The organism is Micromonospora sp. M61, assembly GCF_018070245.1.
In the GTDB taxonomy this organism is placed as follows: Bacteria; Actinomycetota; Actinomycetes; order Mycobacteriales; family Micromonosporaceae; genus Micromonospora; species Micromonospora zamorensis.
This window is the reverse complement of record NZ_JAGPYA010000028.1, coordinates 1-22,033: the sequence shown is the minus strand read 5'-3', so window position 1 is coordinate 22,033 and position 22,033 is coordinate 1. Positions and strand designations below refer to the sequence as shown.

General features: G+C 73.3%; 21 protein-coding genes and 2 pseudogenes. 16 read left to right on the top strand and 7 right to left on the bottom strand.

What is annotated here, in order from left to right; all coding sequences use genetic code 11:
- Nucleotides 1-32 precede the first annotated feature (32 nt).
- From KBX34_RS17710 to KBX34_RS17700, 3 genes are read left to right on the top strand one after another with little or no spacing between them, the layout of a single operon-like run.
- Complete coding sequence (locus KBX34_RS17710; RefSeq protein ID WP_210925892.1) at nucleotides 33-2,354, top strand: tetratricopeptide repeat protein; 2,322 nt, start codon at nucleotides 33-35, stop codon at nucleotides 2,352-2,354.
- Nucleotides 2,355-2,394: 40 nt separating this feature from the next.
- Nucleotides 2,395-3,018: an ABC transporter ATP-binding protein gene (locus KBX34_RS17705; protein ID WP_088947916.1), complete on the top strand. Its 624-nt coding sequence runs from the start codon at nucleotides 2,395-2,397 to the stop codon at nucleotides 3,016-3,018.
- Nucleotides 3,015-4,436, top strand: coding sequence for a DUF6297 family protein (locus tag KBX34_RS17700; RefSeq protein WP_210792931.1), 1,422 nt, complete (start codon nucleotides 3,015-3,017; stop codon nucleotides 4,434-4,436). Before KBX34_RS17705 ends, KBX34_RS17700 begins: the two co-directional genes overlap by 4 nt.
- A 60-nt stretch (nucleotides 4,437-4,496) precedes the next feature.
- Here the strand turns inward: KBX34_RS17700 and KBX34_RS17695 are convergent, their stop codons facing one another.
- The gene (locus KBX34_RS17695; RefSeq protein ID WP_210925890.1) at nucleotides 4,497-5,099 is read right to left on the bottom strand and encodes an MBL fold metallo-hydrolase; all 603 of its coding nucleotides are present in this window, start codon (nucleotides 5,097-5,099) and stop codon (nucleotides 4,497-4,499) included.
- Between the two features lie 72 nt (nucleotides 5,100-5,171).
- Between KBX34_RS17695 and KBX34_RS17690 the strand changes: the two genes are divergently transcribed.
- Nucleotides 5,172-5,978, top strand: a complete 807-nt coding sequence (locus tag KBX34_RS17690; protein WP_210925888.1) for an SDR family oxidoreductase — start codon at nucleotides 5,172-5,174, stop codon at nucleotides 5,976-5,978.
- Between the two features lie 7 nt (nucleotides 5,979-5,985).
- Here KBX34_RS17690 and KBX34_RS17685 read toward each other — a convergent pair whose 3' ends face one another.
- A complete protein-coding gene (locus tag KBX34_RS17685) occupies nucleotides 5,986-6,594 on the bottom strand; it encodes a hypothetical protein (protein WP_210925886.1) in 609 nt (202 codons plus the stop codon).
- 181 nt (nucleotides 6,595-6,775) lie between these two features.
- Between KBX34_RS17685 and KBX34_RS17680 the strand changes: the two genes are divergently transcribed.
- The 4 genes from KBX34_RS17680 to KBX34_RS17665 all read left to right on the top strand — a co-directional run bounded on the left by KBX34_RS17680 (nucleotide 6,776) and on the right by KBX34_RS17665 (nucleotide 9,353).
- Complete coding sequence (locus KBX34_RS17680) at nucleotides 6,776-7,873, top strand: DUF5919 domain-containing protein (protein WP_099852902.1); 1,098 nt, start codon at nucleotides 6,776-6,778, stop codon at nucleotides 7,871-7,873.
- 73 nt (nucleotides 7,874-7,946) lie between these two features.
- Nucleotides 7,947-8,828, top strand: coding sequence for a pentapeptide repeat-containing protein (locus KBX34_RS17675; protein ID WP_210925884.1), 882 nt, complete (start codon nucleotides 7,947-7,949; stop codon nucleotides 8,826-8,828).
- Between the two features lie 78 nt (nucleotides 8,829-8,906).
- Nucleotides 8,907-9,077 carry a hypothetical protein gene (locus KBX34_RS17670; RefSeq protein ID WP_210925882.1) on the top strand — a complete coding sequence of 57 codons (171 nt, stop codon included), beginning with the start codon at nucleotides 8,907-8,909 and terminating at the stop codon, nucleotides 9,075-9,077.
- Between the two features lie 39 nt (nucleotides 9,078-9,116).
- Nucleotides 9,117-9,353 (top strand): preprotein translocase YidC, encoded by a 237-nt coding sequence (locus KBX34_RS17665; protein WP_088947909.1) that lies wholly within the window; start codon nucleotides 9,117-9,119, stop codon nucleotides 9,351-9,353.
- Between the two features lie 6 nt (nucleotides 9,354-9,359).
- On the opposite strand, the gene rnhA is transcribed toward KBX34_RS17665, so the two are convergent.
- The 3 genes from rnhA to KBX34_RS17650 form a co-directional block, all read right to left on the bottom strand.
- Nucleotides 9,360-9,833, bottom strand: coding sequence for a ribonuclease HI (rnhA, locus tag KBX34_RS17660; RefSeq protein WP_088947908.1), 474 nt, complete (start codon nucleotides 9,831-9,833; stop codon nucleotides 9,360-9,362).
- 144 nt (nucleotides 9,834-9,977) lie between these two features.
- Nucleotides 9,978-11,264 carry a lycopene cyclase family protein gene (locus KBX34_RS17655; protein ID WP_374223695.1) on the bottom strand — a complete coding sequence of 429 codons (1,287 nt, stop codon included), beginning with the start codon at nucleotides 11,262-11,264 and terminating at the stop codon, nucleotides 9,978-9,980.
- A 36-nt stretch (nucleotides 11,265-11,300) separates the two neighbouring features.
- Nucleotides 11,301-12,575: an MFS transporter gene (locus KBX34_RS17650; protein WP_307871422.1), complete on the bottom strand. Its 1,275-nt coding sequence runs from the start codon at nucleotides 12,573-12,575 to the stop codon at nucleotides 11,301-11,303.
- 136 nt (nucleotides 12,576-12,711) lie between these two features.
- Here KBX34_RS17650 and KBX34_RS17645 point away from each other — a divergent pair, with 136 nt between their 5' ends.
- The 7 genes from KBX34_RS17645 (at nucleotide 12,712) to KBX34_RS17615 (ending at nucleotide 18,017) form a co-directional block, all read left to right on the top strand.
- A complete protein-coding gene (locus KBX34_RS17645; RefSeq protein ID WP_210925878.1) occupies nucleotides 12,712-13,524 on the top strand; it encodes a metalloregulator ArsR/SmtB family transcription factor in 813 nt (270 codons plus the stop codon).
- Nucleotides 13,525-13,831: 307 nt separating this feature from the next.
- Complete coding sequence (locus KBX34_RS17640) at nucleotides 13,832-14,317, top strand: hypothetical protein (protein WP_210925876.1); 486 nt, start codon at nucleotides 13,832-13,834, stop codon at nucleotides 14,315-14,317.
- A gap of 87 nt (nucleotides 14,318-14,404) precedes the next feature.
- Entirely contained in the window at nucleotides 14,405-15,016 is a 612-nt protein-coding gene (locus KBX34_RS17635) for a class F sortase (protein ID WP_210925874.1), read from the top strand.
- Between the two features lie 129 nt (nucleotides 15,017-15,145).
- Complete coding sequence (locus tag KBX34_RS17630; protein WP_210925872.1) at nucleotides 15,146-16,246, top strand: magnesium and cobalt transport protein CorA; 1,101 nt, start codon at nucleotides 15,146-15,148, stop codon at nucleotides 16,244-16,246.
- Between the two features lie 69 nt (nucleotides 16,247-16,315).
- Complete coding sequence (locus KBX34_RS17625; protein ID WP_088951707.1) at nucleotides 16,316-16,735, top strand: YchJ family protein; 420 nt, start codon at nucleotides 16,316-16,318, stop codon at nucleotides 16,733-16,735.
- A 188-nt stretch (nucleotides 16,736-16,923) separates the two neighbouring features.
- A complete protein-coding gene (locus KBX34_RS17620) occupies nucleotides 16,924-17,634 on the top strand; it encodes a DUF4287 domain-containing protein (protein WP_247671937.1) in 711 nt (236 codons plus the stop codon).
- Nucleotides 17,631-18,017 carry a VOC family protein gene (locus KBX34_RS17615; protein WP_210925870.1) on the top strand — a complete coding sequence of 129 codons (387 nt, stop codon included), beginning with the start codon at nucleotides 17,631-17,633 and terminating at the stop codon, nucleotides 18,015-18,017. Before KBX34_RS17620 ends, KBX34_RS17615 begins: the two co-directional genes overlap by 4 nt.
- Nucleotides 18,018-18,061: 44 nt before the next feature.
- Here KBX34_RS17615 and KBX34_RS17610 read toward each other — a convergent pair.
- Together KBX34_RS17610 and KBX34_RS17605 are read right to left on the bottom strand one after the other, a co-directional pair.
- Nucleotides 18,062-19,509: pseudogene (locus tag KBX34_RS17610) on the bottom strand (MFS transporter).
- A gap of 486 nt (nucleotides 19,510-19,995) precedes the next feature.
- Nucleotides 19,996-20,707 (bottom strand): annotated as a pseudogene (locus tag KBX34_RS17605) (hypothetical protein); the annotation flags it as partial.
- 193 nt (nucleotides 20,708-20,900) lie between these two features.
- On the opposite strand from KBX34_RS17605, the gene KBX34_RS17600 reads away from it, so the two are divergent.
- Nucleotides 20,901-22,033: N-acetylmuramoyl-L-alanine amidase (locus tag KBX34_RS17600; RefSeq protein WP_210925868.1), on the top strand; the 1,133-nt coding region annotated here is incomplete at its 3' end.

The window sequence follows — 22,033 nt, the reverse complement described above, 5'->3', positions numbered from 1 at the left end:
CCCGTTGGCCGGCGCTGATCGCGATCGGCGGGGTGGTCAGCGGTGTCCTCGCCAACGTGGTCAGCAACCTCGCCAGCGACCTGCTCTCCGGGCTGGCGGCCAGCGTGCTCGGGCCAACGAGCATCGCCCTCGCCGTCGGGGGCATCGTCGGCTTCGTGGTCTACGAGGTGCGTCGCCGCCGGGCCGACCGGGAGGTCGACCCCGAACCAACGGATGTGCTCACCGCGCCGTCCACCGGCGCGCCCACCCTGCCCTACACGGCCGAGTTCACCGGTCGCGAGGACCATGTCGAGGCGGTGCTCGGGCTGCTCGCCCGCGAGCACGCGGTGGCCGTGCTGGGCCGCCGCGCGGTGGGCACCTCCGCGTGCGCGGTGCAGGCCGCGAACCTGTGCCGGGACGACTTCCCCGACGGGCAGTACTACCTCGACCTGCGGCGGCGCGGTCGAGTTCACTCGGCCCGGCAGGTGCTCACCGCGCTGGCCCGGATCCTGGGCACCGCCCCGCCGGTCTCCGGTCGGCCGGACGCGCTCGTCGCCGCCGCCGACGCCCTGCGCGGCCAGCTCGACGGCCGCCGGATCCTGCTGGTGCTCGACAACGTCGACCGGCCCGAGCAGGTGTGGCCACTGCTGCCACCCACCGCGCGCACCTGTCGGCTGCTGCTCGCCGGCGGTCCGGCGCTGGTGGGGCTCAAGGGTGTGGTCGCACACTGGATCGCCGAGCCGGGCACCTCCGAGGCGGTCGAGCTGTTCGCCGCCGCCGGTGGGGCCGCCCCCGCCGCCCGGGTTCGCCGTGCCGATCCCCGCACTGACCCGGAGGTCCGCGAGATCGTCGACCTGTGCGGCCGTCAGCCGCGCACCGTCCGTGCGCTCGGTTACCGCACCGCGCAGCACGGCTGGCGGCACTCGGACCTGCTGGACGCGCTCCGCCGCGCCGTGCAGACACCGCCACACCAGCGGCTCGCCGTCTCGCCGGCCGCGCGTCTGATCACCGAACGGGACACCGCGTACCGGGCGTTGACCCGCGGGGCCCGACGGTTGTACAGGGTGATGTCGCTGACCCCCGCCCCGGTGGACCGGCCGACCATCGCCGCGCTGGCCGGGCGGCACCCCGAGCGGGTGACCGCGCTGCTCGACCAGTTGGCCGCCGCGGCGTTCGTGGTCGGCGCGCCCGGCGACCGGTACGAGATCCGCCCGCTGCTGGCCGCCAGCGCCCGGCTGCACCTGCGCGACGCCGATCCGGCCCGGGCCCGGGTCGCCGCGCAGGCCCGACTGACACGACACCTGGCCCGCAGAGCCGAACGGCACGCGGCCAACCTGGCGGTGCTCGGCACCCCACCGGACCGGGAGTGGTCGTTGCCGCTGGACGACGACCCGTACGGCTGGTTCGACCTGCACCAGGAGCTGCTGCTGGCGGTGGTGCGAGTGCCGGCCGGCGCGGCCGAGACGCTGCCCCGCCGCGTGCGCCGGTGGTGGTTCCGGCTGGCCGTGGCGCTCTGCGGCTGGCTGGCGTACGCGGAGCGGCTCGACGAGTGGGAGCAGGTCTGCCGCACCGTGCTGGCCACCCCGACGGCCGACGACCGACCGGAGATCGCCGGGTGGGCGCACAACGAGCTCGGTGTGCTGCGCCGTCGCCGCCACGACCCGCACGGGGCGGCGGCCGCGCTCACCCTCGCGGTCAACGAGCGTGGGCGCCGGGGCACCGCCCAGGCCCGGATGAACCTGGGCCTGGCGCTCCTGGACCTGGGGCAGCTCGACGACGCGGTGGAGCACCTGGAGATGTCGCGTCGGCACCGCTCGGGGGCCGACCGCGCCGGGCACGCCCTCACCGACCTGGGTCTGGGCGCGGCGCAGCTGGCCCGCGGTGAGCTGGACATCGCACATCACCACCTGGTCCGGGCGGCCAACACGTTCCGGTCGGTGGGTGACGCGCGCGGATACGCGGCGGCGCTGACCAACCTGGTGCTGGTGCACGCGGCGCTCGGCGAGCACCTGGACGCCGCGCAGGCGTGGCGGGCCGCGCTGCACGAGTACGAGTCGGTCAACGACCCGACCAGCCGGGCGACGGCGCTGCTCAACGCCGGGGCGACGCTGCTGAGCAGCACTCCGGGGCAGGCGCACACGGCGTACGAGCTGCTGGCCGAGAGCCGGCGTCTGCGCGAGGAGGCACGGCCCACGGCGGGGCTGGCGCGCACCCTGCTCTACCTGGGTGACGCTGCCGCCGCGCTGGGCGACCATGCCGACGCGCGGCGGCACTGGGCGGACGCGGCGGCGGTCGCCGAGGAGGTCTCCGACGATCAGGGGCTGGCCGCGGCCGACGCCCGACTTGAGGCCGACGCCACGGACCGCGTGACGTAGGTCGCTCAGGTTGGTCGGTGGCAGGGCTCTGGGAGACTCTGTGATCGTGGACGCGCTCTCGGTACGGGGACTCAGTCGCAACTTCGGCAACCTGGTCGTGCTCGACGATGTGAGCTTCACGCTCGCGGCGGGCCGGATCGCGGTGGTGCTGGGCCCCAACGGCAGCGGCAAGACCACCCTGCTGCGCTGTGTCGTCGGCGCGGACCGCCCGGATGCGGGCGAGGTGCGGGTGCAGGGCCGCCGGGCCGACGAGACCGACCCGCAGGTGCGGGCGCTGGTGGCGGCGGCCCTGGACGACATCGACTTCTTCCCCGACCTGTCCGTGGTCGAGCACCTGGAGCTGGTGGCGTACGCCCATGGGGGTGACGCCGAGCCGGTCGAGGAGGTCCTCGCCGAGCTGGGTCTGGAGCCGGCCCGCGACCAGCTGCCGGTGACCCTGTCCAGCGGGCAGCGCCGCCGGCTGGCGTTGGCCTCGTGTTTCGTTCGGCCGCGCCGGGTGCTGATCCTGGACGAGCCCGAGCAGCGGTTGGACGTGCGCGGGCGGCAGTGGCTCGCCGAGCGGCTGCTGCGGGAACGCGCAGCCGGGACGGCCGTGCTGCTGGCCTCGCACGACCCGGAGTTGATCGACGCGGTGGTCGACGAGCGCATCGAGATCGGCCGGTGACCGCCCCGCCGGCCACGATCGCCGACACGCCGGCCGGGGTGCCCACCGCCCGGCAGCTGCGGACTCACCTGCGCAAGGCACGCAGCCGACACCACGACCACTCCCTCGGCGACGTGCTGGGTGACGCGTACGTCATGGTCCTGTTCGGGGCCATGTACGGCTGGTTCGCGATCAGCGCGAGCCGCGACCTGCTGGACTCGCCCACGATGGGGCGGGCCGAGCCGGGCGTGCGGTGGTGGTTGGCGGTCGCCGCGCTGCTGGCCGGCGCCGGGCTCGCCTGGCGTGGTCTGCGCGCGCTCGGGCCGCTGTTGGTCACCCCGGCCACGCAGAGCTGGGCGACCAGTGCGCCGGTGGACCGGCGGGCCTGGCTGGCGCCGCGCTTCGTCCTGCTGCTGGTGGGTGCCGCGACCGGCACCGCGGCGCTCGGGGTGGCCGTGGCGGCGCTCGGCGGTGTCACCGACCTGGCGGCGCTGGGCTGGGCGGCCGGGGCCGGCGCGGGGTGGGGTGCGGCCGCGCTGGCGCTCAGCGTCGTCGCCCAGAGCAGCCGGGCGGGTCGGCGGTGGCCGACAGTGGTCGGTGCGGTGCCGATGGTGGCCGCTGCGGCCATCACCGCCCTGGTGGTGCTCGTCGGTCGTTTCGGCGACGGGCTGCCCCGGCCGGCGACGATGCCGACGGTCGCGCTGTTCGCCGCGGCGGTGCCCCTCGTGGGCGCGGGCACCATCCTCGCGGTACGCGCGTTGCCCCGGGTCGACCGGGCCACGCTGACCACCGGCGCCCAGTTCGCCAACGCCGCCTCCACGGCCATGATCCTGCTGGACCCGAGCCTGCTCGCCGGCCTGGTGGAGAGCCGGCGTTGGCGTCGGATCGGCCGGGTTCGCAGCAGCCGCTTCCTGCCCGGCCCCGGCTGGTGGGCGCTGCTCCAGGCCGACGTACGCCGGTTGCGCCGCCACCCGAGCGCCGTGCTGATCTGGGCCGCCCTGATCGGGGTGCAGTATGCTGCCGCGCTCGCCCTGCCCGGGCTGGCCGGGGCCGCGCAGGTGGTGTTCGCCTACCTCGCCGTCGACCGGCTGACGGGTGGTCTGCGGTCGGTCAGCCGCTCACCCGGGCTCCGCCGGGCGCTCGGTGGCAGCGACACCCTGCTGCGGGGGATCCACGTGGTGGTGCCGGCGATCGGCGCCGGTCTGTGGTGGTTGCTGACCCTGCCGACGGTCGACCCGGGGCCGGCCTGGCTCGCGCCGACTCTGGCGGTCGGGGTGGTGCTCGCCGCGTTCCGGGCCGGCACCCGCCCGCCGATCAACTACGGCGGCGCGACGGTCAACACCCCGTTCGGGATGATCCCGGTCGACCTGATGCGGCAGGGTTCACGCGGGCCGGCGCTGCTCGCCGTGCTGGTCCTCGTCCAACTGTTCCTGGGCTGAGGCCGGGCCGACCCACGCTGAGACGCTCGGCGTGACCCTCGCCCTCCCGAACGACAGGAGTCAGGCGGTGTCGCCGGGCACGAGGTGGCGGTAGCCGGGGATCGTCTCGGTGAACCAGCCGGCGACGCTGGCCAGGCCGCGCTCGTTGAGCTGCGCGTCGTGGATCGGGTACGCCGCCGCAGCGCCCACGGCGGCGGCGAATCGGATCGCCTCGTCGAGGCGCAGCCACGACCCCTGGGCCGGGACGAGCAGAGTGTGCACCGGCTCGTCCGGCACGTGCAGTGAGTCACCGGGGTGATAGAGCTCGGCACCGACCAGGTAGCCGAGGTTGGGGCAGTCCGGTTGCCCCTCGTGGATGGCGGCGTGCCGGCCGCCGTGGGCGCTGACCTCGATGCCGGCCGCCGTGAAGCGTTGCCCGGCGCGGACCCGGGTCACCGGCAGCGGCGCGAGATCCGGCAGTCGGGCGCCCTCGGGGGCGTACACCGGGACGCCGAGGCCGGCGAGCCGCAGGACGTCCACGTGGTCGGTGTGCTCGTGGGTGACCAGGACGGCGTCCGCGCCGACCAGGGCGCGCGGCTCGCTCCACGTCCCCGGGTCGATGACCAGCACCCCGCCGCCGTGCTCGACCCGGACACAGGCGTGCGTGAATCGGGTGATCCGCATCCGGCGACGGTACGCCCTCGGCGGCCAGGGACGTGGCGATTGGGTCGGCCCGCTCGGGGTAGTGCGAACCACATGCCCCAGCGATACGAGAACTACCCGAGGATCGCCGTGGTCACCGGTGCGGACTCCGGCATCGGCAAGGCCTGCGCGGTCGCGCTGGCCGAGGCCGGCTTCGACATCGGCATCACCTGGTACGGCGACCCCGACGGCGCCGAACGGACGGCGACCGAGGTCCGCGCCACCGGTCGTCGCTGCGAGGTCGCCGAGGTGGACCTGACCCGGCTACCGGAGGCGGCGGCGGTCGTGGACGAGCTGGCCGACCGACTGGACGGCATCGGGGTGCTGGTCAACAACGCCGGCACCGGCGCCTCGACGCCGTTCGTCGACACCGGTTGGGAGCAGTGGCGCGAGGTGCTCGCCGTCGACCTGGACGCGCCGTTCCTGTGCGCACAACGGGCCGCGCGACGGATGCGGGCCGCCGGCACGGGCGGGCGGATCATCAACATCACCAGCGTGCACGAGCACGCGCCCCGGGTGGGCTCCGCCGCGTACTGCGCCGCCAAGGGTGGGCTGGGTCTGCTGACTCGGGTGATGGCACAGGAGCTGGCCGCCGAGGGGATCACCGTCAACGCGGTCGCCCCGGGTGAGATCGCCACACCGATGACCGGCATGGAGGACGTCGACCCGTACACCCAGGACCGGCCCGGCGTGCCGGTGGGGCGACCGGGCGACGCTCGCGAGGTCGCCGCAGTGGTCGCATTGCTCGCCTCCCCCGCCGCCAGCTACGTCACCGGGGCGTCCTGGCCGGTCGACGGCGGGATGCTGCTGATGGGCCCGCAGGCCAACTCGTTGATCAGCGACGACTGGCGTTCGGTCTGAGCGGCGGTCAGTTCCGCTCGGCCGCGGCCGTGCGCAGGATGTAGAGGAACTGCGCGGCGAACGCCGCCAGCGCGACCACCACCCCGGCCGGGATCGCGAGCGTGTGCCCGACGCCGGCCAGGCCGGCCAGCAGGGCGACCCCGAGCCCGACCAGCAACGCGTTGACCGCGCCGACCAACGCGGCAGTGGTCAGCAGGAACTCCCATCGCCCGCGCTCGATGCCCACCAGGGACCAGGCAGATCGCATCGTGCCCTCGTCCGTCACGGCGTCGGCGAAGAAGTCGTGCTGGCCGGCGAACCGGTGGTGGTAGTACGCGCGGATGCGCTGGATCCTCCACAGGTCCAACGAGTTCTCGACTGTCGTCTCGACGAGCCGCAGGAAGGTCAGCAGCCCGATGACCACCAGGGTCGGCAGCACCGCGCCCAGGTAGGGCCGGACCAACCTGTCGTTGCTGGCCACGAAGCCCAGCCCGATCAGGGCGGCCGACAGGACGGACAGGTAGATGGTGGCCCGGCCGGTGGACTCGGCGACGGTGCCCGAGCGGGCGGTCTCCAGCGCGAAGTGCTCGGTGGTCAGGGCGGTCAGCAGCGCCTGTTCGCGTTCACTGTCGTTCATCAGAGCCCACCCTGTGTAGTCGCGCGCCACCGTTACCGTCACCCTATGAGCGGTGGTGACGGTCCGGTCGACGAACCCGCTGGCCCCGAACGGGACAGCGAGCAGCAAACCGGGCACGTATCCTCCGCATCCTGGTGATTTGCGGGCGGCGGTGGGCCGACCGACGAGGGAAGGGGACCGGATGCCCGAGTGGGCTGGTCGGGGCGGGCGGCAACGACGCGCCTTCGTCGTCGGTGGGGCACTGCTCGGGGTCGCCGTCGTCATGCTGGTGGGCGCCTGGCGCAGCACCGGCTTCCTCAGCGACCTGCTGCTCAACCTCGGTGCCAGCGTGGTGCTCGCGGCCATCTCGTACGTCATCTTCGACCCGCTGTTCGAGGAGGCCCGCAAGGCGCGGGTGCAGGAGCACCTGAGCTTCGACCAGCAGGCGTTCGTGAGCCGGCTGAACCGCTCCGGACGCCGGGTGCGCATCCTCGACACCTGGACGATCCTGCTGGAGCAGCGGCACCGCGAGGAGACCCTGACCGCGATACGAGCGGCGCTCGGCAACGGCGCCCAGGTGCAGTTGCTCCTGCTCGACCCGGACTGCACCGCCGCCCAGCAGCGCTCCGAGGAGTTGGAACGGCAGCGGGTGGACGTGCCCCGACAGATCCGCACCAACCTGCGCCACCTGGCCGCCTTCAGCGACGCCCTCGACTCCCGGCTACGGCAGCGCCTGCAGGTCCGGCTCTACGACGCGTCCCCGTCGATCCAGCTCTACCAGTGGGACGGGCGGGCGTTGATCTCGTTCTTCCCGATCGGGAAGCTGTCGTTCAACGTGCCTCAGCTGGAGGTGGACATGGACAGCCCGTGGGGCGGGTTCGTGCACGCCCGCTTCGAGGAGTTGTGGGAGCACGAGCAGGCCACCCTGAACCTGGAGCGGTACTGGTCGGTCGTGGTCACGCTGCGCCACGACGACTCGGACGTGGTCGAGGTGCGCGTGCCGTACGTGACGGTGGACGGGCAGCACTACGTCGACTGCCGCGGGTTCCGGGTGACCGGGCCGCTGACCGTGCGGGCCATGCTGCCGCCCCGCGCGCCCGGGGCGTCCCCCGCGGTGTTCGCGCTGGCCGAGCCCGCCGACGGCGACCACACGCCGGCCGACGCAGTGAAACGGCACTTCGACCAGAAGTACGGGCACGACGACGGGGACCGGGCGATCTACCGGTTGGTGCCGCCACCGGGCCACTCCCGTACCCCGGCTCCCCGCTCGGCGGCGGCCGGCGACACGCACGGACGGTGACCCCGACCCGTCCGGTCGGCTCGGCGCGCGAAACAATGGTGGTCTCGCCCCGGACACCAGGAGGACCGGCCACGTGTCGCCCAGCCCCACACCGCCGCCCGGGTCGGCGCAGCTTCGCGCCGACTGCGGACGCTGCTTCGGTTTGTGCTGCGTGGTGCCCGCGTTCGCCCGATCGGCGGACTTCGCCATCGACAAGCCGGCCGGGCAGGCCTGCCCCAACCTGGGCCCGGACCACCGCTGCGGCATCCACACCGAGCTGCGGCAACGCGGGTTCCCCGGTTGCACGGTGTTCGACTGCTTCGGCGCCGGCCAGCAGGTCTCCCAGGTCACCTTCGGCGGGCGCGACTGGCGGGGCGCGCCGGAGACGCTGCCGGCCATGGCGGAGGCGTTCGCCGTGCTGCGGCCCCTGCACGAACTGCTCTGGTACGTCACCGAGGCGCTGACGCTGCACCCGCCAGCCGACCTGCGCGACGAGCTGGCCCGCGCCCGTGCCGAGACGGCGGCACTCACCGAGGGTGACCCGATGCACCTGCGCACGGTGGACGTGGCCGCGCACCGGGACCGGGTCAACCCCCTGCTGTCCCAGGCCAGTGACACGGCCCGCTCCCCCGGGGGCGTCGACCACCGGGGCGCGCGCCTGCCCGGCGCCGACCTGCGCCGGGTCGACCTGCGCCGGGCCAACCTGCGCGGGGCGCTGTTGATCGGCGCCGACCTGCGCGGCGTCGACCTGAGCCTCGCCGACGTCACCGGCGCGGACCTGCGCGGGGCCGACCTGCGGGGCAGCGACCTGCGGAACACGCTTTTCCTGCACCAGTCCCAGCTGGACGCCGCTCGGGGCGACGTACGCACCGGCCTGCCGGCGACGCGCACCCGGCCACCGCACTGGACGGCGCTGCCGCTCACCCCGGTCCGCCAGCCGTCCCGGGCCACGGCCCGTCGCGGCCGGCGCCGATAGCGGCCTGGTTGCAGACGGCGGGTCAGCTCGGCATCGCCGGCGGCTCCGCGACCAGCGGCGCGGTCAACGACCACCTCGGTGACACTCCCGGCGTTCCTGGTGGTCTGCGGCGCGCTGGCGGTGGCGCTGACCGTCGCGCTCAGCCGTCGCCGGACGCTGCGGCTGCCGTCCGCTCCCCCGCCCGCCGAGACTCTCGGACCGGCGGTCACCCCTGGCGGGCGAGGTTTCGGCCGTGACGACGCCGGGTAGCCAGCGCCGACGCGGACCGGCATCGACGGGAGGCACGGCGTGGGCTACCGAAAGCGCGACGGTGAGTTGCCGGGCGACCCGCAGCACAGCGAGGACGAGGCCGGCCAGGTGCCGTTGGTGCAGGTCGAGGCGGACACCGAGGTCCCGGCGCCGGAAGACACCGACGTACGGCCGGACATCGTCACCGAGGACAACAGCGCGGGCATGACCGGCGGCTCGTCCGGCAGCAGCGGCGGCGGGTCGAGCATGCCGGGGCACCCCGACGCGGCCCGCTGACCCGGCTCAGCGGCTGGCCAGTGCGGCTCGCGCCTCCGTCATGCCCTTGTTGGCCAGCCCGTCGGCCCGCTCGTTCTCCGGGTGACCGTTGTGCCCCTTGACCCACAGCCAGGTGACCTGGTGCCGCTCGCAGGCCGCCTCCAGCCGCTGCCACAGGTCGGCGTTCTTCACCGGCTGCTTCGCGGCGGTCAGCCAACCGTTGCGCTTCCAGGACGCCAGCCAACTGGTGATGCCGTTGCGCACGTACGTGCTGTCGGTGTGCAGTTCGACGGTGACCGGCCGGTTCAGGCTCTCCAACGCCTGGATGGCCGCCATCAGCTCCATCCGGTTGTTGGTGGTCGGCGTGGCCTCGCCACCGCACAGCTCCCGCTCGTGGTCGCCGTAGCGCAACAGCGCACCCCAACCGCCCGGCCCGGGGTTGCCACTGCACGCCCCGTCGGTCCAGATCTGCACGCCCCTGCCGGCCGCCGCGTCCACCATGCCCGGCAACCTACCGGGCGGTGGCCTCGTCCTCCCCTCTCGGGGGGCCCGGCGCGCCGAGGCGGCGGCCCCGGGTGCCCCACTCCCGGGGCAGCTCGACAGGCGGCCCAGGAGACGACGCCGGTCAGGTCAGGACGCCGCCGGTCAGGTCGGACGGGGTGCTCCACCCGCACTGGGCTCCGAGCCCAGCGGGTCGCCCACCACGGCGGGCGGAACGGCCGGCGCCGGGCGGGTCGGGCGCAGCCGGTCGCGGACGCGGTGCGCCGCGTCGCCGGCGGTGGCGGCGATCATCGGCAGCAGCCGGGTCGAATTCATGATCGCGACCTCCTCGGCCGGGGTGGTGACGCCGTCGAGGAAGCGCAGCACCCGCTCGGCCGGGTTGCGGTCGAAGAGCCGGTCGAAGAAGTCCGGACCGCCGACCCCGCCCCGGTCCAGCACCCGCAGGGCCACCGCGTCCATCCAACGGTGCCGGCGCGGGTAGGCCGCCTGCGGCACCGGGGGTCGTCCCGCCGCGAGGGCACGGGCCACCTGGTCGGCCTGTCGGTACATGGCGGAGAAGGTGAAGCCGGTGGAGGGGCGGGTTGCACCACCGGCCGTACCGAGCCGGACCACCCGGGGTGAGGGCCGGGCCGGGAAGGGCGCGTCGGTCATCGGGATCACCCCGTTCTCCACCTCGCGCACGCGCAGCCCGGCCGGGTCCAGGCCGAGCAGGTCCCGGTAGCCGGCCAGCGCCGCGTCGTACCCGGCGTCGGTGAGCAGGTCGGGCGAGAACTCGGTGTACTCGACCAGGGCGTACCTGTCGCTCACCGGCAGCACGTAGCCGAAGGAGACGCCCCGGGGCGGCTGCGGGGTGCGGAAGTCCATCAGCACCGCGCGCGCCGGGTCGAAGACGGGCCGGTCGGCCTCCAACCACCAGCCGCGGAAGTGCTGCAACCAGGTGGTGCGCCCCGCTCGCGCCGGCGGGCGGGGGCGGGAGTCGAGCACCCAGCCGGCCCGTATGCTCCGCCCGTCGCCGGTGCGCACCAGCACCCGAGTGCCGTCGTCGGTCACCGTCTCGGCGGGTGCGACGATCCGGGTGGCGTCCAGCCGGCGTTCGGCCGCGGCAGCCTGGTCGTAGACCGGGCCGGAGCGGAGCATGGCGTACCTCAGTGGGGTCAGGTCCAGGACGCGGCGCCGGGCCGTCGTCGCCACCTCGACCTGCTGCCAGCTCGCGCTGAGCAGCGGGTCCAGATCGGTGCCCGGGTGGCCCCAGAACGCCCAGGTGCGGTCCTGACCGCGCCGGCGGACCGGATCGACGACGGCGATGCGCAGGTCCCGCACATCGTGCCGGTCCAGTGCGGCGAGCAGCAACGATGCCGCGCCGCCACCACCGAGCAGCGCGAGGTCGACATCGAGCGGCGCGGAATCGGTCACCGCACCACGCTGCCACACCGCCGCGGGCGGCCGCGCGCCGCCACCCGACAGCGCTCAGGGCACCGGCGTGGGCCGCTGCTCGGCCGGAGGCGGATCGGCGTAGGCGCGTGCCACCGTCGCGCGGTCGAAGACCCGCCAGGTGGCCAAGGAGACGCCGATGGCCACCACCAACCCGACCCAGTACGGCGCGGTGATGCCGAACCGGGCGGCGAGCAGCCCGCCGAGCAGTGCGCCGACGCAGTTGCCCCCCGCCGCCACGAAGAGGGTCGTGCTGGCCACCCGTCCCTGCAGTGTCGGTGGGGTGAGTCGTTGGCGCAGGGAGTTCGCCACGATGTTCCACAGTGCGCTGTGCACGCCGAAGGCGAAGAGCGCGATCCCGACCACGATGGTGCTGCGCGAGGCGGCCAGCGCCAGGTGCAACCCCGCCTCGATCAGCAGACCGACCCGGATCGTCCAGGTGGGGCTGATCCAGGCGATGAGCCGGTCGCCGAGGAGCGCGCCGAGCACCCCGCCGACGGCCATGCAGGTGAACAGCAGCCCGTAACCGACGGACCCGAGTCGCAGCCGCTCGGCGGCGAGCAGCACGAGCACGGCGAGCGCTGCGGTGAGGGTCACGTTGAGCAGGCCGATCAGCACTGCCATCGTGCGCAACAAACGCTGGTGGGCCAGCCAGCGCAGCCCTTCGACGATCTCGGCGCGCATCGATCGGGTCGACCGTACGCGGGAGTCGGTCGCGGCGGCCCGGAAGTCACCGCCGATCAGCGCCACCAGCACCGCGCTGAGGGCGTACGTGACGGCGTTGACGAGGAACGGGCTGCCCGCCGAGAGCGCGAACAGGAACCCGCCGAGCGGTCCGGCGAGCATCCCGTTCATGAGGGTGGTGCCACCGCCGAGCCAGCCGTTGGCGCGCTCCAGGCGGTGCCGCGGCACCACGGTCGGCAACATCGCCTGGCTGGCCGAGCGGAACACGATCTCACCGGTGTTGACCACGAACAGCACCACGTACAGCAGCACCACCCCGGCCCGACCGCTCATGATCGCCGTGGCCAGGACGGCGAGCGCGACCACCCGGACCAGGTCGATGATGATCATCAGGCGGCGTCGGTCCATCCGGTCCACCAGCACGCCGCCCGGCAGGGCGAAGAGCAACCACGGCAGCCAGGCCACGGCGGACGCCGCGGCCACCACGAGCGGATCGTCGGTACGCGAGGCGACGAACAGCGGTGCGGCGACGGTGGCCAGCCCGCTGCCCAGGGCCGACAGGGTGCTGGCCGCCCAGAGGCGGGCGAACACCGTTCCCAGGCCGGCCGTCGTGTTGTCCTGTGTCACGGCGAGCGAACCTATCAGCGCCTCCCCGGCTCCACCCGGATTTATCCGAGCGGCAGAAGCCCGAACGGATTGACAGGCAACCGTCTGGTTGCCTATTTTGACAGGCAACCGCTTGGTTGCTTTTTACGGAGGGCCGATGGACGACGCGTTCCGGGCGCTGGCCGATCCCAGCCGGCGTCGACTGCTCGACCGGCTCAACGACCGCAATGGCCAGACCCTGCGGGAGCTCTGTGACGGGTTGGCAACGAGTCGACAGGCGGTCAGCAAGCACCTCGCGGTGCTGGAGGCGGCCCACCTCGTCACGAGCATTCGGCGCGGCCGGGAGAAGGTGCACTACCTCAACGCCGCGCCGATCAACGCCATCGCCGACAGATGGCTCAGCCGATACGACCGCGAGCGAGCCGCCGCGCTCGCCGACCTGAGCACCGCATTGGAGCGACAGTCCATGGAGAGTCCCGCGTTCGTCTACACCACCTACGTCAGGACCACCCCGCAGCGGCTCTGGGCCGCACTCACCGAACCGGCCTTCACCCGCCGCTACTGGGGCGGGGTCGCCCTGGCGTCCGACTGGCAGGTCGGATCCCCGGTGCTGTGGCAGGACACGCCGGACGGCGAGCCACGCGATCTCGGTCAGCGGGTGCTCGTCGCCGAGCCGTACCGTCGCCTGTCGTACAGCTGGCACGGCTTCCAGCCGGAGCACGCCGAGCACTTCGGCTGGTCACCCGAGCAACTGGTCGCCCGGCTCGGTGAGCGCCGGTCGAAGGTGACCTTCGAAATCGAGCCACACGGCGACGCTGCCGTCCGGCTGACCGTCGTCCACGACGGCTTCTCCCCCGACAGCGAGATGCAGCGGGCGATCAGCGGCCAACTCGATGGCAGCGGCGGCTGGCCGGAACTGCTGGCCAGCCTCAAGACCCTGCTGGAGACCGGCGAGCCGATCCCCGCGTGACCCGCCGGGCGACCGGTCCCGCCCAGCGGGTCCTGGACAGCCGACGCCATACCTCGCCATCGACCCAGCGGCGACAGCCCGGGCGGAGCGGACATCGACCGGAGCACCGGTGCCGGTCGGGCCGTCCGGGCCTTTCCGCAGCTCTCCCCGCCTTCGGGTGGACACGTGACGGCAACGAGGAATTCTCATTTTCACCTGATCGTGGGCCCAACCCACCTAGTGTTGGGCACACCGGTGCTAGTCACGGAGTTGGCCACCCGAACGACGTCCCACGCAGTCAGCGGACGAAAAGTGAGGGAAGACGCGTATGAAGGTCTCAACAGCACTCTGCTCGGCGGCGCTCGGCGTGGGCCTCGGCACGCTCCTGCTGCCAGGCGCCGCACTGGCCGACACCACGGTGTCACCGGCCACCACCCCGGTCGGTGGGACCGTCGTGCTCACCGCGACGACCTGCAACCCGAAGTCGGGTGACGCCCTCTTCCGGGTCACCGGCCCCAACCGCGACCAGAACGTCCGATCCACCACGGCCGCGGCCGGCGGCGGGCTCAGCGCCGAACTCTTCACCGCCGGGTTCACCCTGGGCACGTACACGGTGGCGGCGACCTGCGGCGACGGCAGCTCGGCCGGCACGGCCACGTTCACCGTCACCCCGATCGGCGGCGCACCCGCCGGTTCCGGCGGCGACAGCCGCGACACCGGCACCCTGGCCGCCGGCGGCACGCTGCTCGGCACCGCCCTGGCCGGCGCGGTGATCCTGAACCGCCGGCGACGTCCGGTGTCCACTGTCGCCTGATCGGCGACTGCTCCATCCCTGAGGACGGGTGCCCGCACCGGTGACACCGGCGCGGGCACCCGGACGATCCAGCGCGGAGGTGCCCAGGTGTGGTGGCGGCGGACCCTACCGGCCGTGGTGGCCCTGCTCGGCGTGACCGGGCTGGGGCTGATCACCGTCGGCCTCACCGCCGACCCGGCGCGGCCACCACGGCCGCCGGCCGACGCGCCGCGACGCACCCATCCCGCACCGGACCTGGCGCCGCTGTCACGCGCCGCGCCGGTCCGGGTGCAGATCACCGCCATCGGCGTACGCGCCGAGGTTGTCCCGATCGGCGCGGACGCTACCGGGGTGCTGGAGGTGCCCCCACTGGACAAACCCACCCTCGCCGGCTGGTACCGGCACGGGGTGAGCCCTGGCGAAACCGGCAACGCCGTCCTGGTGGGACACGTCGACTCACCGGCCGGCCCGGCGGTCTTCTTCGACCTCGGTCGACTGCGCGCCGGTGAGCAGATCCAGGTCACCCGCGCCGACGCGCAGGTCGCCACATTCACAGTGGACGACGTCCAGGCGTACCCCAAGGACCGCTTTCCCAGCACGCTGGTCTACGGCCCGGCGGACGCGGCCGGGCTGCGCCTCATCACCTGCGGCGGCCGGTTCGACGCCTCGACCGGCAACTACGTCGACAACATCGTCGTCTTCGCCACCCGCACAGCCTGAGCCACCCGCAGGGCCTGAGCCACCTGCCCCGCTGTCGGGAGCCGGACCCTGCTCGGCAGAATGCGGTGGCACCATCCCCTGCGAGCACACCGTGACCGGGGCGGTGCGCGGGCGACGGGGAGGCACGTGGTGGATCAGCGGCCGGTACGGGACCGGGCCGGTCAGGGCGTACGCGCGCTGGCCCGTCGACTGCTCGGCCGACCCGAGGCCGTCGCCCCCAACCCCCGCCGGTCCAATCCGGACGCCGTGGTCGACTGCGCCGTCTACGTCAACGGTCGGCGCGAGCCCGGTCGACCGCACTACGACGACGCGTACGCCCGAGCGCGGCACGGTCGCGACGCCTTCGTGTGGCTGGGACTGCACGACCCGGGCCCGGCCGTGCTCGCCGCGGTGGGCCGCACCTTCGGCCTGGACGAGCTGACCGTCGAACAGGCGCTCGCCGACGGGCACCGCCCGACCGTGCAACGCCACGGGCCGGTCACGCTGCTGGTGCTGCGCACCGCCGGGTACGTGGAGCACGACGAGCTGACCGACACCTCCGAGGTGATCGACACCGGGGACGTGATGGTGCTGCTCGGGGACCGGTTCGCCATCACCGTGCGGCACGGCGCCGCCGGGGCGCTGCGCACCGTCCGCGCCGACATCGAGGGCCGCCCCACGCTGCTGGCCGCCGGCCCCTGGGCGGTTGCGTACGCGGTCTGCGCCCGGATGGTCGACTCCTACCTGGAGGTGGCCGGGCATGTGGAACGGGACCTGGAACGGGTCGAGGAGGCGGTGTTCGCCCGCGACCGTAGGGCCGACATTCAGCACATCTACCAGCTCAAACGGGAGGTGGTGGAGTTCAAGCGGGCGGTCCTGCCGTTGCAGGCGCCGATGCGTACGCTGCTCGACCCCGACGGCCCGCCGCGCGCCCTGCACCGCTGGTTCGTGGACGTGGACGGCCGGTTGAGCAGGGCGGTGGACCGGGTGGCCGCGTACGACGACCTGCTCACCTCGATCGTCCAGTCGCGACTGGCACAGCTCGCCGTGGAGCAGAACAACGACATGCGCAAGATCGCGGCATGGGCTGCCATCGCGGCTACCCAGACCGGCATCGCCGGCATCTACGGCATGAACTTCGACCACATGCCGGAACTGGCCTGGCGCTACGGCTACGCCGGTGCCCTCGCCCTGATGGCGGCGGCCGCCCTCTTCCTGTACCGGCTGTTCCGCCGCTCCGGCTGGCTCTGATCGCCCCGGCCGCCCCGACCGGCGGGAGTCGTCGCCGATCGACGCCCGGCGGTGGGGCAGGATGACGACGTGGGTAAGGGTGCGGGACGCCGACGGGCGAACACGACGACGGGACGGGCCTGCCCGTGCGGCTCCGGCCAGGCGTACGCGGACTGCTGCGCCCCGGCGCACAGCGGCGACAGCCCGGCAGGGACGGCCGAGGCGCTGATGCGCTCCCGGTTCAGCGCCTTCGCCCTCGGCGACACCGGCTACCTGCTGCGCAGCTGGCACTCCTCGACCCGGCCCGCCTCCTTGGAGTTGGACCCGGGGCAGCGGTGGACCCGACTGGAGATCGTCGAGACCGAGCGGGGCGGCCTGCTCGACGCCGCCGGCACTGTGACATTCCACGCCCACTACCGGGACGCGGGACGGCCCGGCACCCTGACCGAACACAGCCGGTTCGTCCGCGAGGACGGCCGATGGGTCTACCTCGACGGTGACCAGCCCTGACGGACAGATTGGCGTAGGATCTCCTTGGCGTAGTCCTGCGCCGCACCTCCCTCCCGGCGCTCACGCCGCCGGCAACGCGGAGGCAAAGGGGGCCCTGAGCCCTCGGGACGTGGTGCCACATGCCCCACTGCGGCGGGGTCGGCGGGAGCGTGGGTCCCGGTGACCGTGCCGTTGACCGGGAGCATGTGATGACCAACCAGAGATCGTTCAAGACCCGGGTCCGCGCCCGGATGGAGAAGACCGGCGAGAGCTACACCACCGCCCGCCGACACCTGATCAACAAGGCCACCGAGCCGGCAACCGAGCCGTCCCCGGCCTCGTCTCCCGCGCCCGCCGCGGCGCAGACCGAGCGGATCGCCGACGACCTGATCCGCGCCCGGACCGGCCGTGGCTGGGCCGAGTGGTTCGCCCTGCTCGACGCCGCGGCCGCCACCGAGCGGACCCACACCCAGATCGCCCGCCACCTGGTCACCGAGCACGACGTGCCGGGCTGGTGGTCACAGACCATCACCGTCGGGTACGAGCAGGCGCGTGGCCTGCGCGCGCCCGGTCAGCAACGCGACGGGGGCTTCTGGGCCGCTGCCAGCCGGACGGTGGCGGTGCCGGCGGCGCGACTGTACGAGGCTTTCGCCGACGAGACGGCACGCGCCGGGTGGCTGCCCGACATCGAGGTGCGCGTCCGCACCACCACCGCGCCCCGCAGCTTCCGGGCCGACTGGGCGGGTGGTCCCACCCGGATCGGCGTTCGCTTCGACGCTGTCGGCGAGTCGAAGGCCCGGGTCAGCGTGATGCACGAGAAGCTGACCGGAGCCGAGCAGGCCGCCGAGCTGAAGGCGTACTGGCGGGAGCGGCTCGCCGCGTTGAAGGCACTGCTCGAGTCGAACGGAGACAACCGATGACCATGACGTTCATCAACCTGCCGGTGCGCGACCTGGCCACTGCCGCCGAGTTCTACCGGGCGCTCGGGTTCACCGCTGACCAGGCCGACCTGGACGGGGACACCATGGTGTTCACCATCTCCGACAGCACCCGCCTGGTGCTGCACCTCCGCTCCGGCTTCGAGTCGTACACCGGCGTCGCAGCCACCGACACGGAGACCAGCCGGGAGGTCGTCGTCGGGCTGTCGGCGCAAAGCCGCGAGCAGGTCGACGAGCAGGTCGACCGGGCGGCGGTCGCCGGCGGGCAGTCGCTCGGGCCCGGCATGGCCAACGGGCCGATGTACATGCGCGGTTTCCGCGACCTCGACGGCCACCAGTGGTCCTTCCTGCACCTGTCCAGCTGAGCGAGGGCCGGCGGCGGCCACGTCGGCCGCCGCCGGCTCCCCGGTCATCGCGGGCCGTGCGCCGCAGCCGCCGTGCTGCTGGCGGGCACGACCGTCGGGCGCCGGCGGGTCAACAGCACCAGGCCCAGCACGAGGTACGGGCCGGCTGTCACCGCGAACGCCACCGCATTGCCGACCACTGTGGCCAGAAGACCATAACCGGCGTACGTCCCGATGATCAGCAGGTCGGTGGCCATCCCGGCCAGCGACGTGACGGTGGCGCGGCTGTTGCCGGTGATCCTGGCCTGGAGCCGCGCGTCGGCCAGCACGGTGGCCAACTGCGCGGCACCGAACCCCAGCGCGAGCAGCACGAAGCCGGCCGGTCGCCCGGTCAACGCGCCACCGGCCAACCCGACACCGACCACGCCCAGCAGAGCGGCGTAGCCCCCGGCGGCCCAGCCGCTCCCCCACTCCGGCGAGCAGCCCGCCGACCGTCACCCCGGCCCAGAGCAGCAGGAGCAGCAGCGGTACGACCTCCGCCCGCACACCGGTGTCCAGGGCCAGCAGCGGGGAGTACTCGTCCAGGGCGCCCCAGTCGGCGGCGACCACGGCGACCAGCAGCACGGCTGACCGCACCGGGGGGCGGGTGCGGACCTGCGTCACTCCGGCCCGCAGTGTGTCCCACCAACCCAGGTCGCCCTCGTCGTCCGCTGGGGAGCCGTCCGGCTCGCGATCCCCGGGCATGGCCGCAGCCACCGGCCGTACCGCAGCGGCCGGGTGGTGCCCGCTGGCCGGGACGGGCACGCCAGCTTGGACGGGCGCGTCGACCGGCGCGTCGGCTGGTGGGCGGTGCTCCGGGAACCGGGCGGCGACGATCGTGGCGAGCAGACAGGCCAGCACGCTGGCCGCGCCGACCGCCGGGTACCCGCCGACGGCGAGCACCGGGCCGGCGAGCACTCCGGAGACCACCACGCCCAGCACACCGGCCGTCCGCGCGCGCCCGAGCACCCGGGCGTACCGGCCGACCGCGCCGAGCCTGTCCAACTCGGTCCAGACCAGCGCCTCCAGGGCACCGGAGACGAGCGCTCCGCCGGCACCCCAGAGGAGGAACCCGACCGCGAACGCGGGGTAGGACGGCAGCAGGACCCAGAGTGCGAACCCGGCGGCGGTCACCAGCGGGGCAAGGCACAACAGCAGCCGACGGGACACCACGTCGGCCCACGCGCCGGACGGCACCTCGAACAGGATGCCGGCGGCCGACCAGATGACGAAGAGCGACGAGATCTGCCCCACCGACAACCCGGTGTCGGCGAAGAACACCACGTACAGCGGGTAGAGCAGGACGAGGTCGCTGAGGAACGCATACCCGTAAAGGGTGGCCGTCAGACGACGGACCGCCGGGTCGGGCACGCGCGAGGCGAGGTGAATCATGGGGCCTTCCCGTGGGAGTGGAGACGGACACCGGACGTGCGGTGCCGGTGGTGGCCCACGGGATCGGCCTGCTCTGCTGGATCAATGTCGCCAGGTCATGTCAGCGATGCTAGACGCGCACCGGCGCGCCGGAAAGCACTTTCGGCGTGCCGGACAACGCGAAGCGGGGCGGGATCCGATCGATCCCGCCCCGCTTCAACAACTGCTGGTCAGCGCCGGTCCACCGGCGGGATGACAGTGGTGGTCTCGCTGTCGTCGCTGGTACGCGGACCGGGCACCGCACCACCGGTGCCAGTGCTCACCACCTGGGTCGTGTCCGAGTCGCCATCACCCCGACCGACCACCTGGGTCGTGTCCGCGTCGCCGCCCCGGCTGACCACCTGGGTGGCCTCCGAGTCGGCCGGGCGGGTCACCACCTGGGTGGCCTCCGGGTCGGAGGGCGCACGCACCACCTGGGTGGCCTCCGTGTCGGTCGGTCGCGTCAGCATCTGGGTGCGCTCCGGGTCGTCGGCGACGAACGGCGGCCGGGCCGGCTCGGCGGGGGCGGCGGACGCCCGGGCCAGCTCGGCCTCGGCGTCGCGGCGCCCCTCGCGGTAGGCGCGGGCGTGCGCGGCGATCTGCTGCGACTCCTGCTCGGCGCGGGTCAGCCACGCCTCCCAACGATTCTGCATCGGACGGATGAGGCCACCGCCGACCCCGACGACGAGGATGCCGCCGATCGTGGCCAGCACCGCGATCAGAACAGGGGTGGTGACCGCGGTGGCCACCCCGATCTGGTTCAGCGCGGCGATGACGCCGAGGCCGAGGATGAACACCGAGGCGATGGTGGCCAGCACCCGGCCGTACGACAGGCCGCCGAGCGCGCCGCTGATGATGTCCTTGACCGCGTTGGCGATCGCGGCGGCCACCACGACGATGACGATCGCGACGAACGCGCGCGGCAGCCACGCGATCACCGCGCCAAGCAGGTCGGAGATCGGGTTGGGCCCCCAGATGCCGAAGGCGAGTTGCAGGGTGAACAGCAGCAACCCGTAGTAGACGAGCTTCGCGACGATGTCGCTGGCGTCGTACCGGGAGCGACTCAACGCGCGGCGGATGCCGCCACGTTCGACGGCGCGGTCGAAGCCCACCCGTTCCAGGACCTTTTCCACGATCTTCAGTACGGCCTTGGCGATCAGCCATCCCGCCACCAGGATCGCCAGGAAGGCGACGGCCTTGGGCAGGAAGAGCATCACCGATCGGAGGGCGTCGCCCACCGCGTCGCTGACGTTGTCACTCATATGGTCATTCCTTCATGCGGCAGCCGGGATGGTCAGCCCCGACCTACCCCCGACCCGAGTCGCGGAAACCCAAGTGATCATGAGGTGGCGCGGACCTCTGGCGCGCACCGAGTCTTGGCAATATTCTCCGGAGTGCGTGCGGCCACTGGAGCTACTTTTCATCCCCCCGCCGTCGGCCGCAGGAGGAGATGTCATGCACGTCGACCATTCCGAAGTGGATCGCCGGACACTGCTGCGAGCCGGTCTCGGCGCCGCCACGGTCGCCGTCGTCGGGAGCGAACTGGCCTTCCCCACCTCGGCGCAGGCCGCCGCCCCCGGTGCCGACCTGGACTGGATCATCAGCTGCGACGAGTGGGCCGCCCGTCCGCCGAAGGACCCGCTGTCGGTCAGCGCCATCGCCACCAACAAGATCATCGTGCACCACATGGCGTTTCCGAACGTCACCGACTACTCCCGCGAGCAGGCGGTCAAACTGGCCCACGAGTGCCAGGACCTGCACATGGACGGCAACGGCTGGTCGGACACCGGCCAGCACTTCACGGTGAGCCGCGGCGGCTACGTGCTGGAGGGTCGCCGGGGCAGCCTGGAGCGCCTCGAAGCCGGCGACCGCCAGATGATCTCGGCGCACTGCCCGGGTGAGAACGGCCGGGCCATCGGCATCGAGAACGAGGGCACCTACGTCACCGAGACGCCGCCGAAGGCGCTGACCGACTCGCTGGTCAAGCTCTGCGTCTCGATCTGCCGGCAGTACGGGCTGCACGCCCATGACATCTTCGGCCACTGGGACTTCCGCACCACCGAGTGCCCGGGCGCCGCCTTCTACCGGCAGTTCCCCGAGCTGCGTCGGCGGGTGCACGCCGCCCTCGGCACGACGCTGGGCGAGGTGCCGGCCCGCCGCTGGCCGGACCTGTGGCGGTTCGTCAACTCCCCCTCGGTCCGGGTGGTGCAGCACCTGCTCGCGTTCCGGGGCTACGCGGTGACGGTCAGCGGCACGTTCGACGCCGCGACAGTGGCGGCCGTGCAGGACTGGCAGGCCCGCAACGGCATCGCGGTGGACGTGGACGCCACCCTCACCACGCCGACCTGGGAGACCCTGGTCCCCGAGCTGGACCAGCACGCCACCGGCGCGCCGGTCACGGCGGTGCAGGAAATCCTCGCCACCAAGGGGTACGCGGTCACCGTCACCGGGGCCTACGACCACGCCACCCGGGCCGCGGTGCAGGACCTCCAGGCGCTGCACGGCCTGCCCCGCAACGGCAAGCTCAGCACGAGCACGTGGTGCACGGTGGTCGGCGGGTCGGTCCGCGAGTCCTTCCGGCGCCGCTG

What these genes read in the sequence shown, in the direction of transcription:
- KBX34_RS17695 (WP_210925890.1), bottom strand. Translation starts at nt 5,099, where the DNA reads ATGCGGATCACCCGATTCACGCACGCCTGTGTCCGGGTCGAGCACGGC.
- KBX34_RS17690 (WP_210925888.1), top strand. Translation starts at nt 5,172, where the DNA reads ATGCCCCAGCGATACGAGAACTACCCGAGGATCGCCGTGGTCACCGGT.
- KBX34_RS17685 (WP_210925886.1), bottom strand. Translation starts at nt 6,594, where the DNA reads ATGAACGACAGTGAACGCGAACAGGCGCTGCTGACCGCCCTGACCACC.
- KBX34_RS17680 (WP_099852902.1), top strand. Translation starts at nt 6,776, where the DNA reads ATGCCCGAGTGGGCTGGTCGGGGCGGGCGGCAACGACGCGCCTTCGTC.
- rnhA (WP_088947908.1), bottom strand. Translation starts at nt 9,833, where the DNA reads ATGGTGGACGCGGCGGCCGGCAGGGGCGTGCAGATCTGGACCGACGGG.
- KBX34_RS17645 (WP_210925878.1), top strand. Translation starts at nt 12,712, where the DNA reads ATGGACGACGCGTTCCGGGCGCTGGCCGATCCCAGCCGGCGTCGACTG.
- KBX34_RS17640 (WP_210925876.1), top strand. Translation starts at nt 13,832, where the DNA reads ATGAAGGTCTCAACAGCACTCTGCTCGGCGGCGCTCGGCGTGGGCCTC.
- KBX34_RS17620 (WP_247671937.1), top strand. Translation starts at nt 16,924, where the DNA reads ATGACCAACCAGAGATCGTTCAAGACCCGGGTCCGCGCCCGGATGGAG.
- KBX34_RS17615 (WP_210925870.1), top strand. Translation starts at nt 17,631, where the DNA reads ATGACCATGACGTTCATCAACCTGCCGGTGCGCGACCTGGCCACTGCC.